The following is a 12237-nucleotide window of genomic DNA, read 5'->3' as shown; positions in this document are numbered from 1 at the left end:
GGTCTTTACACCGCAAATCACTCAGAGTTATAAAAACCCCTTGAACAGCAACGGAATAGAAGGATGGATCCCATGAGTCAAACAGATCGGGACTACAGCGAAAAACGCAATTTCATCCGTATGACCGTGAATGCCAACGTCAAGCTACGCCTGGGCGAACATACCTTCGACGCCATCTGCCGTGACCTGTCGAGCTCCGGCATGCAGATTGAAGTAGAGGCCCGCAGCGCCTTCAAGGCAGGTGAACGGATCAGTGTGCACATGCCCTCCGACCACCCGGCCCTCAAGGATCTGAATGCCGACGCCGAGGTGGTGCGGGTCAAGGACTTGGGCGGCGGTGTGCAGAGCTTGGGGCTGAGCATTTTGCACATGAATTGATACACAAAAAAAGGCGACCCGCAGGTCGCCTTTTTCATGCCGGTGTATCAGAAATCGTCGACCACCTTGCCGTCCTTCACCTTGAACTCACGGTTCTGCAGGTAGGCATTGCGGATGAAGATGTACTTGTCACCGTTGATCAGCTTCTCGGCCGACAGCAGGCTGGCACGGGTGTCGACCATGTTCAGGCCGAACACCGAGTTACGCAGCGACATGTCGTCCATGTAGGGGTACGGCTGGGTGTAGCTGTCGGGGTACTTGGCGATCGCGTCACGCACGGTGCTTGGGCCCAGCAGCGGCAGCATCACGTAAGGGCCACTGCCCACGCCCCACTTGCCAAGGGTCTGGCCGAAGTCTTCGTCGTTGCGCTGCAGGCCCATGCGGGTGCCTACATCGATAAAGCCGAGCACGCCGAAGGTGGTGTTGAAGATGACCCGGGTCACGTCGATGCCGGCAGCACGCGGCTTGGCCTGCAGCACGTCGTTGGCAAAGTTGCCGACGTCACCGATGTTGCGGAAGAAATTATGGATGCCGTCTTCGACGAACTGCGGGGTGATGTACTGGTAGCCTTGGGCCAATGGCTTGAAGGCATACGTATCGACGGTGTCGTTGAAACGAAAAATGACGCGATTGACCCCTTCCCACGGGTCTTCGTCCGCCGCCTGGGCGACCAGCGGGGACAACATCACGCCGGCAATCAGACAGGCCTTGGCCAGACGATCGAACACGCGCATAGGTTAGCTCCTTGAAAATCCGTGTGGCGGGCAACGAGCCCAGCGACAAAAGTGGCCCAGTATAAAGCCTCCGCGCGCAATTAGGCAGCTTAGACGAGACCCGGTGTTCTACGCCAGCGTAAACATCGAGCATCCGTCATCGCAGATTCATGCAAGTGTCATCGAATGTTCGTAGGCTCAGGTCGTCATTTCAGGGACGCCGACATGCCAGATTCCAGCACCACTACCCCGACCCCAACCGCACTGCTGTTCGGCCTCAGCGGCTGCCTGGTGGATTTTGGCGCCCGTGCCCGTGACGGGGGCACCCAGGCCTGCGGGCTGACACCGGGCGCCAAGGAGGTGCTCGAGCTGTTGCGCCAGCAGCGGGTGCCCTGTGCCTGGCTGGATGAGCTGCCCACCACCCTCAGCCAACCGCTGACCGCCGCGTTGCCCGCCTGGCTGCACCCGGCCGACACCACCCGGTGTGCGCCCTGGCCTGCCCCGGATGCTTGCTGGCAAGCACTGATGCAACTCAACGTGGCGCGCCTGGACGGCTGCGTGCTGGTCAGCGGTGACCCGCGCCTATTGCAGGCTGGCCTTAACGCCGGGCTATGGACAGTGGGGCTGGCCTCCTGTGGCCCGCTGTGCGGGTTGTCGGCCAACGAGTGGCTGGCCCTGCCACCCGCCCAACGCGACCTCAAACGCGGCAAGGCAACCCTGCAACTGTTCGCCCTGGGCGTGCACTCGGTGATCGACCACCTGGAAGAACTGGCCGGCTGCCTGGCGGACATCAGCCTGCGCCGGCACAAGGGTGAAAAACCCTGATACCGACTGCCTTGATCAAGATCATGCACAGTGCGCGGGAGTGGATTAATCTAAAGGTCAGTCACGGACCTTTGGCTGACTGCCGCGGTCAATGGCTGTGCCTATCATTGAAGGGAGATCGCTATGCCTGCCCGCGAACTGCAAGAGCAACTGAACACATTGCGCGAGCAATTGGAGCAGAACCCGCCGTTGAATGACGATGAGCGTGCGAACCTGCACGACCTGATGAACCAGATCGAGGCTCAGATCCAGCTGGAGAGTGCCACCAACGATGCAAGTTTGGCCGACGGCGTGAACCTTGCCGTGGAACGTTTTGAAGTGGAGCACCCAGGCCTGGCCGGGACCTTGCGCAATATCGTGCAAACCCTGGGCGGCATGGGGATCTGATTCGATCCATCTGTAGGAGCGGATTTACCCGCGAAACCTGCGCCGCAGTCTGCCTGACAAACCACGGCGAATCTTTCGCGGATCGATCCGCCCCTGCAAGCGCTCGGCGTTACTGGCGAACCAGGCGCAGGTTGGCCAGGTTCAACGCCTCGGTGCTGCGGTACGGGTTGATGTCCAACCCGCCGCGGCGCACATACCGCGCATAAACGGTCAATTTCTCTGGCTTGAGCAAGCGCTGCAGGTCTAGGAATATCCGCTCCACGCACTGCTCGTGAAAGTCTGCGTGCTGGCGAAAACTCACCAGGTACGCCAACAGGCTGGCAGGGTCCAGCGCCGCGCCCTTGTACTCCACCGCTAGGCTGCCCCAATCCGGTTGGCCGGTGACCGGGCAGTTGGATTTGAGCAGGTGACTGTGCAAGCTTGCCTCCACCACCTGCGAAGCATCGCAGCGCAACAGCTGCGGTTGCGGGTGCTCGTATTCGCTGATGCTCACGTCCAGGTCGTCTATGCACAGCCCCGGCAACGCCGCCACGCCCTCGGCCTGCACTTGGGCCAGGCTGCGCACGCGCACCCCCACCGGTTTGCCGGCAGCGGCGGACAAATCCTTGACCAGGCAGGCGACCAACTCGTCCACGCTGGCAAACGGCGTCTGGTTCAACGAATTCAAATACAACTTGAACGACTTGGACTCGATGATGTTCGGCGAGTGGGCCGGAATGCTGAATTCACCGATGGCCACCACCGGCTTGCCCGAGGGCAACAGCCAGGACAGCTCGAAGCAGTTCCAGAAGTCGACACCCTGGTACGGCAAGGTGTCTGCGCTCAGGCCCAGTTCGGCCCATTTCGCCGCCCGTGGAATCGGGAACAGCAAGGACGGCGTGTAGGTGGAGATGTATTCGCTGGACTTGCCCAGTGGCGAATGTTCGGCTGCGGGGTGCATGGCGGAAACCTGGCTGAATAAACCCGCCTAGTTTATCGGGTTTGACCACGGTTTTGGCAATGGCGCGACTACTTGTCCACCTTCAGCGTGCCGACCATGCCCGCCTGGTAATGCCCCGGCACGTTGCAGGCAAACTGCAGCGCGGTGGCCTGGGTGAACGCCCAGGTCAGCTCGGCGGTCTTGCCAGGCCCGATACTCACGCTGTTGGGGTCATCGTGCATGCCCGCCATGGCATCGTGGCTCATGCTGGAATGGTCCATGGCCAGCATCTCTTTTTGATGCGCCGCTTGCAGGGCGGCATCACCCAAGGTGAATTCGTGGGCCAACTGGCCCTTATTGGTCAGCACGAAGCGCACGGTTTCGCCAGCCTTGACCTCCAAGGCCTTAGGCTCGAAATACATATCGCCCAGGGTCACTTGCACCGTGCGCGTGGCAGCCGCCGCCGGCGCCGGGTGGCCAAAGCTGAACTGATCGGCCAACGCCGGCACGCTGGCCAGCAGCGCCGCGGCCAGGGCTGCGTACTTGTATAACGACATGTTGCTCTTCCTGTGGGCACGTTCAAGGCTGTGCCACACTGTAGCGCGGCACCGCTGGCAACCAACTGTCGCGCAGATTACAACTTTGTCAGCTTGGCCTGCGCAAGGCTTGCCCACGGTATAAAGCCCCCCCCTTGAGTGAACGCTGTCTACGAGCCCCACATGAAACTGCTGATCGTCGAAGACCAGGCCAAGACAGGCCAATACCTGCGCCAAGGCCTGAGTGAAGCCGGGTTCAATAGCCAATGGGTGGCCGACGGCACCACCGGCCAGCACCTGGCCTTGAGTGGCGATTTCGATTTGTTGATTTTGGACGTGATGCTGCCTGGCCGCGACGGCTGGCAGATCCTGCAAGCCGTGCGCGCCGCCGGCCTGGACCTGCCGGTGCTGTTCCTGACCGCCCGCGATGCCATCGAAGACCGCGTGCAGGGCCTGGAGCTGGGCGCCGACGACTACCTGGTCAAGCCCTTCGCGTTTTCCGAACTGCTGGCACGGGTGCGCAGCCTGTTGCGCCGCGGCGCCAGCGCACAGCAGGAAACCAGCCTGGGCCTTGGCGACCTGCGCCTGGACCTGATCCGCCGCCGGGTGGAACGCAACCAGCAGCGCATCGACCTGACCGCCAAGGAGTTCGCTTTGCTGGAAATGCTGCTGCGCCGCCAGGGCGAGGTGCTGCCCAAGTCGCTGATCGCCTCGCAGGTGTGGGACATGAACTTCGACAGCGACACCAACGTAATCGAAGTCGCCATCCGCCGCCTGCGGCTGAAAATCGACGACGGCCATCAGCACAAACTGATCCATACCGTGCGCGGAATGGGCTATGTGCTAGAAGAGCGTGCCCATTGACTGGCCGATTGTCGCTGAGCACGCGCCTGGCGCTGCTGTTCGCCGCCTGCACAGCAGTGGTTTCGCTGCTGGCGGGGGTATTGTTCAACCACGCAAGCCAGGCGCACTTCATCGAACTGGACCAGCAACTGCTCGACAGCCGCGTACCGGGCCTGCGCTCGGCCCTGGCTGGGCTCGGCGAACAGGACGACCTGCTCAACCGCCTGCCGGCCCTTGAAGCAGAACTGGCCCACCAGAACGATTTGCGCCTGCGCGTGCAAACCGCCGACCAACAGGTCTGGTTCGACAGCGCCCCCACCCTGCCCGCCAGCCCAGCGTCGGCGCAGTTGCAAACACTCAATACCGAGCAACAGGCCTTTCGCACTTACAGCGTGCCATTGGACCCAGCCCAACCCCAAGGGCTGCAACTGACCCTGCTGCTGGACATCACCCACCACCAGCACTTTTTGCAACGCATGCAACAGTTGATCTGGCTGACGGTCGGCCTCAGCGCCTTGGCCACCGCCCTGCTCGGTGCCTGGGCGGCCCGCAGCGCCTTGCGGCCGCTAAGGCTGATGAGCGAAGTGGCCGGTGGCGTCTCTGCGCGCTCGCTGACCACCCGCCTGCCCGCCGAAAACATGCCGGCGGAACTGGCCGACCTGGCCACCTCGTTCAACGCCATGCTGGAACGCCTGGACGACGCCTTCCAGCGCTTGTCGGCGTTCTCTGCCGACATCGCCCACGAACTGCGCACGCCCCTGTCCAACCTGCTGACCCACACCCAAGTCACCTTGACCCGCCCGCGCCCACTGGAAGACTACCGCGAGGCGCTGCACAGCAACCTTGAAGAGCTGCAATGGATGGCGCAGTTGGTCAACGACATGCTGTACCTGGCCAAAGCCGATCATGGCTTGTTGCTGCCCGATCGCGAACCCTTGCAACTGGATGATGAAGTCGACGCCTTGCTGGACTACTTCACGCCGGTGGCCGAAGACGCCAACGTGCTGCTCAGCCGCGACGGCCAGGGCCGCGTGGCCGGCGACCGCACGATGCTGCGTCGCGCGCTGTCAAACCTGCTGGACAACGCGCTGCGATTTACCCCCAGCGGCGGCGAGGTGTGTGTCCAGATCGAGGAGGACGCGGCAGGGGTGCGCATCGAGGTGCAAAACAGTGGCGAGGGTATCGCACCCCAGACCCTGCCCCGGCTGTTTGATCGCTTCTACCGCGCAGACCCGGCGCGCCGCGAGGGCAGCAGTGAGCACGCGGGGTTGGGGTTGGCGCTTACACGGTCAATCGTGCAGGCCCATGGAGGGCAGATTCGCTGTGAATCCTCGGGAGGCTGGACGCGGTTTATCGTGGAGCTTCCACGCGAGTCGACCAGCCTGTAAACGCGGCGTGCGCCGCGCTTACAGGTGCAAGGGTCATTCGTAACGCAGGGCGTAAGCCGGCTCGATCTGCGCCGCTCGCCACGCCGGGTAAATCGTCGCCAGGAAGCTTAGGATCAACCCCGCGCTGCAAATCATCACCACGTCCCCCGCCTGCAGATCCGACGGCAAATTGCTGATGAAGTACACATCCGACGTGAAGATATGCTGCCCGGTCACCCGCTCCACCCAGCCGACGATGGCGCTGACGTTCAGCGCGCCGAGAATCCCCAGCACCCCGCCGATCAAGGTACCGACCACACCGATCACCGTGCCCTGGACCATGAAGATGCCCATGATCTGCCGCGGCGTGGCACCGATGGTGCGCAGGATGGCAATGTCGGCCCCCTTGTCGTTCACCACCATGATCAGGGTGGCGATGATGTTGAACGCGGCCACGGCCACGATCATCAGCAGCAACAGGCCGATCATGGTTTTTTCCATTTTCATGGCGCTGAACAAGCTGCCTTGGGTGTGGGTCCAGTCATCGGCCTTGTACTGATCGCCCAGGCCATCGGCGATGGCCTTGGATACTGCCGGCGCGGTGTACAGGTCTTTGAGCTTGAGCCGCACGCCCTGCACCTGGTTAGGCTGCCAGCGCTGCATTTCGGCGGCATCGGCCATGTGGATCAGGCCCATGGTGCCATCCAGTTCCGCCCCGACCTTGAACACGCCGACCACGTTCAGGCGCTGCATGCGCGGGGTGATGCCGCCTGGGGCACTGCTCAGCTCCGGGACGATCAGGGTGATCTTGTCGCCCACGTTCAAGCGAAAACGCCGCGCCGTGATCTCACCCAGCACCACGCCGAACTCGCCGGGCTTGAGGTCTGCCAGCTTGCCCTGGACGATGTGGTCGGCCACGATCGACACCTTGCCTTCCTGGGCCGGGTCCACGCCGCTGATCTGGATTGGCTGCATCAAGCCCTTGTAGGAAAGCATGCCGTCCATTTCAGTGAAGGGCACGGCGGCCAGCACCTCGGGGTTTTTCATGGCGGCGGCGGCCAGGGGCTTCCAGTCATCCACCGGCTTCACGCCCTGGATGAAGGCGTGGGGCACCATGCCGAGCACGCGGTTGCTCATTTCTTTCTGGAAACCGTTCATCACCGACAGCACCACGATCATCGCCAGCACGCCCAGGGCGAGGCCGATCATCGAGGTCATGGAGATGAACGAGATGAAATGGTTGCGGCGCTTGGCACGGGTGTAGCGCGCGCCGATAAAAATGGATATGGGTCTGAACATTCGCGAAGCACCGTGCAAAAGACTGTTGAACCGGCGCCCCGCTTGACCAGGGGCGCCGTACCGGACGGATCAGATCGGGACCAGGCGGCCCTCTTCCAGGCGCAGTACGCGGTCCATCTGCCGGGCCAGGTTCAAGTCGTGGGTCACTACCAAAAACGCCGTGCGCAGCGAGGTACTCAGCTCTAGCATCAGGTCCTGGATGCCCTGGGCAGTGTGCTGGTCGAGGTTGCCGGTAGGCTCGTCGAGCATGACCAAGCCGGGGGTATTGACCAGGGCGCGGGCGATGGCCACGCGCTGGCGCTCACCACCGGACAGCTCCGATGGCTTGTGCGCCAGGCGATGGCCCAGGCCCACGCGTTCCAGCAGGGCCGTCGCACGCTGGCGCGCCTCGGGGATGGCCGTCTTGCCGATCAGCAGCGGCATGCACACGTTTTCCAGCGCCGTGAATTCCGGCAACAGGTGGTGGAACTGGTACACGAAGCCCAGCGCGCGGTTGCGCAACAGCCCGCGGGCCTTCTCGTTCAGCGCCGACAGCTCTTCACCGGCCAGCCACACGCTGCCGCTGCTTGGGGTGTCGAGGCCACCGAGCATGTTCAACAGGGTGCTTTTGCCCGAGCCCGACTGGCCGACGATGGCCACGCGTTCGCCGGCGAACAGCTCCAACTGCAGGTTGTCCAGCACCACCACCGATTCCGGGCCTTCCTCGTAGGCTTTGCCCAGGTTGCGGCAACTCAAGACTGCTTTTTCGCTCATACCCGACTCACTCATAACGTAGCGCCTCTGCCGGCTGGGTGCGCGCGGCACGCCAAGCGGGGTACAGGGTCGCAAGGAAACTCAGGACCAGTGCTGCGCCGCAGACCATGATCACGTCATTGGCCATCAGTTGCGAAGGCAGGTAGTCGATGAAATAGACGTCCGAATTGAGGAACTTGTGCCCGATCAACTTCTCCAGCAACGCGATCGCGGCGCTGACGTTGAGGGCGGCCAGGATCCCGACCACGGCGCCAATGAAGGTGCCGACCACGCCGATCACCGTGCCCTGCACCATGAAGATGGCCATGATCTGCCCAGGCGTCGAGCCCAGGGTACGGAGGATGGCGATGTCGCCGCGCTTGTCGTTGACCACCATCACCAGGGTGGAAATGATGTTGAACGCCGCCACGGCCACGATCAGCAACAGCAGCAGGCCGATCATGGATTTTTCCATGCCGATGGCCTGGTACAGGTTGCCGTGGGTACGCGTCCAGTCGCGGGCGTAGTAGTCATTTTCGCCCAACTGCTGGGCCAGTTGCCAGGCAATGCGGGGGGCCTGGAACAGGTCTTCGAACTTCAGGCGAATGCCCTGCACCTGCTCCGGCTGCCAGCGATGCAGGCGCGCCAGGTCCTGGATATTGGTGATACCCAGGTAGCCGTCGATCTCGCCGGCGCCGACATGGAAGATGCCGGTCACGGTGAAGCGCTTCATGCGCGGGAACATCCCGGCCGGAGTGACGGTCACCTCGGGGGCAACGAAGGTGAGCTTGTCGCCCACGCCAACGCCCAGCTTGGTGGCCGCCTTGTCGCCGATCATGATGCCGAACTCGCCCGATTTCAGGTCAGCCAGGCTGCCCTTCTGGACAAAGTTGTCGATGATCGAGACGTTGCCTTCCAGCGCCGGATCGACACCGTTGAGCAACACCTTCTGGACTTTGCCATCGTTGGTCAGCAAACCCTGCATCTGGGTGTACGGCGCAACCGCCACCACCTGTGGATTCTGCTTTACTTTGGTAGCCAAGGCTTGCCAGTCGTTGATCGGCTGGGTGGATTCGATGGTCGCGTGGGGCACCATGCCGAGCACGCGCGTGCGCATCTCATGATCGAAGCCGTTCATGACCGAGAGCACCACGATCATCACGACAACGCCAAGGGCGAGGCCGATCATCGAGGTCAGGGAAATGAATGACACAAAATGATTGCGACGCTTGGCGCGGGTATAACGCGCGCCGATAAATACGAAGAGGGGTCTGAACATGTCGGGGCTTGTTCGAGTGAAAGAGGAACGTCCTTGTGGCGGGGCTTGACGAGCAGCTTTACACTCAGACCACCGCCGCTACCATGGGTTCGCCATGTCGACATTAGATGAAGAAGATCGCCGCGAATACTACCGTATCGAGGACCGGATCGCACTGGAAATTAGCCCTCTTGCAAGTGCGGATGTGTCTGGCACGGATTTGTTGCAGGATGCGTCGCCACTGTTCAATCTGCTCAGCGAATTGCATCTGAGCGAGTTCGAATCCCAGCATTTGCTGCGCAGCCTGGCTGACGGCGACCGCACCCTGGGCAACTTTCTGAAGGCGCAGAACAAGCGCATCGACCTGCTGAGCCAAGTGGTGGCGCAAACCATCCTCGGCCAGATCGGCACGCCGCAACCGGTGGTGATTTCCGAAGGCGGCCTTGAGTACACCTCCCCCACCGCGTACACCCCGGGCACACTGCTGTCGGTCAAAATGGCCCTGATGCCACAGGCGCTCGGCTTGCTGCTGCGGGCCAAGGTGACCCACTGCGACGAAAAACCCGACGGGCAGTTTGAGATCGGCACCGAATTCGAGGCCATCAGCGATGCCCAACGTCAGTTGCTGGCACGCTACATTCTGCAAAAACAGGCTCAGGAACGCCGCCTGGCCCGGGAACAGGATGCCTGACTCCAAGCTCCAAGCTTCAAGCCATGAGCCGCTCGCTTGAAGCTTGAAGCTCGCAATTTTCCACTTTTTGAAGGAACAGACGTGACCCTAATCTACGGCCACCGCGGCGCCAAGGGCGAAGCACCGGAAAACACCCTGACCAGTTTCCAGGAATGCCTCAAGCACGGCGTGCGCCGTTGCGAACTGGACCTGCACCTGTCGCAGGACAACCAATTGATGGTGATCCACGACCCCACGCTCAAACGCACCACCGATCGGCGCGGCAAGGTCGTGGAGCACACCGCTGCGCAACTCGTGACCTATGACGCGCGCAAAGGCGGCCCGGGCTGGGTCAAGCCCTGCCCCATCCCCACGCTGGAAGACCTGTTCAAGGCCTGTGACTTCGAGCATTGGCAACTGGAGGTCAAGAGTGCCTCGCGCATGCGCGCCGCCACCACAGTGCTGGCGATTCGCGAATTGGCTCAGGAATACGGGCTGCTGGACAAGGTGAGCATCACCTCAAGCTCACGGGAAGTGTTGCGTGCAGCGGCCGAATTGACCCCGGACATCGCCCGCGGCCTGGTGGCGGAGTACGCCTGGCTTGACCCGCTGAAGGTCGCCCAGAACTACGGCTGCAACCTGCTTGCATTGAACTGGACGCTGTGCACCCCTGAGCGCCTGATCAAGGCCCAGCGCCAGGGTTTGCATGTGTCCGTGTGGACAGTCAACGAGCCCGCGCTAATGCGCAGGCTCGCCGACTTCGGCGTCGACAGCCTGATTACAGACTTTCCCGGTTTGGCCACCGCCACCCTCGGGAATCTCTGAAATCGGTCTCCCCGGCCGGCTCAGGCCACCGGCCGGAGCCGCTCAAAAAAGCCGGTTGAGGCCGTCGTAGGCCGCTACCCGGTAGGCTTCAGCCATGGTCGGGTAGTTGAAGGTGGTGTTGACGAAGTACTTCAGGGTATTGAGCTCGCCGGGCTGGTTCATGATGGCCTGGCCGATGTGCACGATCTCCGAAGCCTGGTAGCCGAAGCAATGCACGCCCAGCACCTCAAGGGTTTCGCGGTGGAACAGGATCTTCAGCATGCCTTGGGGCTCGCCGGCGATCTGCGCGCGCGCCATGCTCTTGAAGAACGCCTTGCCCACTTCGTAAGGCACCTTGGCCTTGGTCAGTTCGTGCTCGTTCTTGCCGATGGAGCTGATTTCGGGAATGGTGTAGATCCCGGTCGGCACGTCATTCACGTAGCGCCAGCTGCCATTGTCGACGATGCTGCCAGCGGCCGAGCGGCCCTGGTCGTGGGCGGCGCTGGCCAGGCTCGGCCAACCGATCACGTCGCCGGCACCGTAGACGTTCGGCACACAGGTGCTGTAGTTCTCGTCCACTTCGATCTGGCCACGGCTGTTGACCTTGACCCCGATGTTTTCCAGGCCCAGCCGGTCGGTGTTGCCGGTACGGCCGTTGCACCAGAGCAAGGCATCGGCCTTGATCTTCTTGCCGGACTTAAGGTGCAGGATCACGCCGTTGTCCAGGCCCTCGACTCGCTCGTAGTCTTCGTTATGGCGCACGGTGATGTTGTTGTTGCTGAAGTGGTAGCTCAACGCCTGGGAAATTTCCGAGTCCAGGAAGCTCAGCAACTGGTCGCGGTTGTCCACCAGCTCTACCAGAACCCCCAGGCCGCTGAAGATCGAGGCGTATTCACAGCCGATCACGCCGGCGCCGTAGACGATCAGTTTGCGCGGGGTGTGGCCCAGGCTGAGGATGGTGTCGCTATCGTAGATACGCGGGTGGTGGAAATCAATGTCCGCCGGGCGATACGGGCGCGAGCCGGTGGCAATGATGATGTGCTTGGCCACCAGCTTTTCGACCACGCCGTTGGCGCAGACCACTTCGATGGTTTGCTCGTCGGCGAAGCTGCCGGTGCCAAAGAACAGATCGACGCGGTTACGCGCGTAGAAGCCGGTACGGGAAGCGACCTGCTTGGAGATGACTTTCTCGGCGCTTTTAAGCACGTCCGGGAACGAGAACCAGCGCGGCTCACCAATGGCCCGGAACATCGGGTTGGTGTTGAACTGCATGATCTGGCGCACCGAGTGACGCAGGGCCTTGGACGGGATGGTGCCAAGGTGGGTGCAGTTACCGCCAACCTGGCGACGGCTGTCGACCATGGCCACCTTGCGCCCTGCTTTGGCGGCGTTCATTGCCGCCCCTTCTCCTGCGGGGCCGGAACCCAACACCACTACGTCGTAGTTGTAGACAGCCATGCGTACTCCTTCAGAACAGGCCGAGACACCACTCTGGCACCTCTGGCG

Annotated in this window: 14 protein-coding genes; 7 read left to right on the top strand and 7 right to left on the bottom strand. The window is 62.2% G+C overall.

The features are described 5' to 3' along the window. Positions 1-72 precede the first annotated feature (72 nt). Positions 73-378, top strand: coding sequence for a PilZ domain-containing protein (locus tag L9B60_RS21910; RefSeq protein ID WP_249673072.1), 306 nt, complete (start codon positions 73-75; stop codon positions 376-378). Positions 379-425: 47 nt separating this feature from the next. Here the strand turns inward: L9B60_RS21910 and L9B60_RS21905 are convergent, their stop codons facing one another. Next, on the bottom strand, positions 426-1112 hold the full coding sequence (locus L9B60_RS21905; protein ID WP_249673071.1) for an MlaA family lipoprotein: 687 nt from the start codon (positions 1110-1112) through the stop codon (positions 426-428). A gap of 204 nt (positions 1113-1316) precedes the next feature. On the opposite strand from L9B60_RS21905, the gene pcrP reads away from it, so the two are divergent. Further along, positions 1317-1916 carry an HAD superfamily inactivated hydrolase PcrP gene (pcrP, locus tag L9B60_RS21900; protein WP_249673070.1) on the top strand — a complete coding sequence of 200 codons (600 nt, stop codon included), beginning with the start codon at positions 1317-1319 and terminating at the stop codon, positions 1914-1916. A 123-nt stretch (positions 1917-2039) separates the two neighbouring features. Further along, the gene (locus tag L9B60_RS21895) at positions 2040-2303 is read left to right on the top strand and encodes a DUF4404 family protein (RefSeq protein ID WP_249673069.1); all 264 of its coding nucleotides are present in this window, start codon (positions 2040-2042) and stop codon (positions 2301-2303) included. 109 nt (positions 2304-2412) lie between these two features. Here L9B60_RS21895 and queF read toward each other — a convergent pair whose 3' ends face one another. Both queF and L9B60_RS21885 read right to left on the bottom strand, forming a co-directional pair. Next, on the bottom strand, positions 2413-3243 hold the full coding sequence (queF, locus tag L9B60_RS21890) for an NADPH-dependent 7-cyano-7-deazaguanine reductase QueF (protein WP_249673068.1): 831 nt from the start codon (positions 3241-3243) through the stop codon (positions 2413-2415). A 68-nt stretch (positions 3244-3311) separates the two neighbouring features. Continuing rightward, positions 3312-3779, bottom strand: coding sequence for a cupredoxin domain-containing protein (locus tag L9B60_RS21885; protein ID WP_249673067.1), 468 nt, complete (start codon positions 3777-3779; stop codon positions 3312-3314). Between the two features lie 162 nt (positions 3780-3941). On the opposite strand from L9B60_RS21885, the gene L9B60_RS21880 reads away from it, so the two are divergent. Both L9B60_RS21880 and L9B60_RS21875 read left to right on the top strand, forming a co-directional pair. After that, positions 3942-4622, top strand: coding sequence for a heavy metal response regulator transcription factor (locus L9B60_RS21880; protein ID WP_249673066.1), 681 nt, complete (start codon positions 3942-3944; stop codon positions 4620-4622). Then, a complete protein-coding gene (locus L9B60_RS21875) occupies positions 4619-5989 on the top strand; it encodes a heavy metal sensor histidine kinase (RefSeq protein ID WP_249673064.1) in 1371 nt (456 codons plus the stop codon). Before L9B60_RS21880 ends, L9B60_RS21875 begins: the two co-directional genes overlap by 4 nt. 33 nt (positions 5990-6022) lie before the next feature. Here L9B60_RS21875 and L9B60_RS21870 read toward each other — a convergent pair whose 3' ends face one another. The 3 genes from L9B60_RS21870 to L9B60_RS21860 all read right to left on the bottom strand — a co-directional run bounded on the left by L9B60_RS21870 (position 6023) and on the right by L9B60_RS21860 (position 9278). Beyond that, positions 6023-7267: a lipoprotein-releasing ABC transporter permease subunit gene (locus tag L9B60_RS21870; RefSeq protein ID WP_249673062.1), complete on the bottom strand. Its 1245-nt coding sequence runs from the start codon at positions 7265-7267 to the stop codon at positions 6023-6025. A gap of 69 nt (positions 7268-7336) precedes the next feature. Continuing rightward, a complete protein-coding gene (gene lolD, locus L9B60_RS21865) occupies positions 7337-8020 on the bottom strand; it encodes a lipoprotein-releasing ABC transporter ATP-binding protein LolD (RefSeq protein ID WP_249673060.1) in 684 nt (227 codons plus the stop codon). Positions 8021-8027: 7 nt separating this feature from the next. Then, complete coding sequence (locus L9B60_RS21860) at positions 8028-9278, bottom strand: lipoprotein-releasing ABC transporter permease subunit (protein ID WP_249673058.1); 1251 nt, start codon at positions 9276-9278, stop codon at positions 8028-8030. Between the two features lie 94 nt (positions 9279-9372). Here L9B60_RS21860 and L9B60_RS21855 point away from each other — a divergent pair, with 94 nt between their 5' ends. Beyond that, positions 9373-9948 carry a PilZ domain-containing protein gene (locus L9B60_RS21855; RefSeq protein ID WP_249673056.1) on the top strand — a complete coding sequence of 192 codons (576 nt, stop codon included), beginning with the start codon at positions 9373-9375 and terminating at the stop codon, positions 9946-9948. 81 nt (positions 9949-10029) lie between these two features. Further along, positions 10030-10752, top strand: coding sequence for a glycerophosphodiester phosphodiesterase (locus L9B60_RS21850; RefSeq protein WP_249673054.1), 723 nt, complete (start codon positions 10030-10032; stop codon positions 10750-10752). A 42-nt stretch (positions 10753-10794) separates the two neighbouring features. Here L9B60_RS21850 and sthA read toward each other — a convergent pair whose 3' ends face one another. Further along, positions 10795-12189: a Si-specific NAD(P)(+) transhydrogenase gene (sthA, locus tag L9B60_RS21845; protein ID WP_249673053.1), complete on the bottom strand. Its 1395-nt coding sequence runs from the start codon at positions 12187-12189 to the stop codon at positions 10795-10797. Positions 12190-12237 lie beyond the last annotated feature (48 nt).

The sequence above is a fragment of the Pseudomonas abieticivorans genome, assembly GCF_023509015.1.
GTDB lineage: Bacteria > Pseudomonadota > Gammaproteobacteria > Pseudomonadales > Pseudomonadaceae > Aquipseudomonas > Aquipseudomonas abieticivorans.
The sequence above is the reverse complement of the archived record's forward strand: the minus strand, read 5'-3'. Positions and strand labels throughout refer to the sequence as shown.

Excerpts from the sequence above, each read along its gene's own strand:
- L9B60_RS21910 (WP_249673072.1), top strand. The coding sequence starts at position 73 with ATGAGTCAAACAGATCGGGACTACAGCGAAAAACGCAATTTCATCCGT.
- L9B60_RS21905 (WP_249673071.1), bottom strand. The coding sequence starts at position 1,112 with ATGCGCGTGTTCGATCGTCTGGCCAAGGCCTGTCTGATTGCCGGCGTG.
- pcrP (WP_249673070.1), top strand. The coding sequence starts at position 1,317 with ATGCCAGATTCCAGCACCACTACCCCGACCCCAACCGCACTGCTGTTC.
- L9B60_RS21895 (WP_249673069.1), top strand. The coding sequence starts at position 2,040 with ATGCCTGCCCGCGAACTGCAAGAGCAACTGAACACATTGCGCGAGCAA.
- queF (WP_249673068.1), bottom strand. The coding sequence starts at position 3,243 with ATGCACCCCGCAGCCGAACATTCGCCACTGGGCAAGTCCAGCGAATAC.
- L9B60_RS21885 (WP_249673067.1), bottom strand. The coding sequence starts at position 3,779 with ATGTCGTTATACAAGTACGCAGCCCTGGCCGCGGCGCTGCTGGCCAGC.
- L9B60_RS21880 (WP_249673066.1), top strand. The coding sequence starts at position 3,942 with ATGAAACTGCTGATCGTCGAAGACCAGGCCAAGACAGGCCAATACCTG.
- L9B60_RS21870 (WP_249673062.1), bottom strand. The coding sequence starts at position 7,267 with ATGTTCAGACCCATATCCATTTTTATCGGCGCGCGCTACACCCGTGCC.
- lolD (WP_249673060.1), bottom strand. The coding sequence starts at position 8,020 with ATGAGCGAAAAAGCAGTCTTGAGTTGCCGCAACCTGGGCAAAGCCTAC.
- L9B60_RS21860 (WP_249673058.1), bottom strand. The coding sequence starts at position 9,278 with ATGTTCAGACCCCTCTTCGTATTTATCGGCGCGCGTTATACCCGCGCC.
- L9B60_RS21855 (WP_249673056.1), top strand. The coding sequence starts at position 9,373 with ATGTCGACATTAGATGAAGAAGATCGCCGCGAATACTACCGTATCGAG.
- sthA (WP_249673053.1), bottom strand. The coding sequence starts at position 12,189 with ATGGCTGTCTACAACTACGACGTAGTGGTGTTGGGTTCCGGCCCCGCA.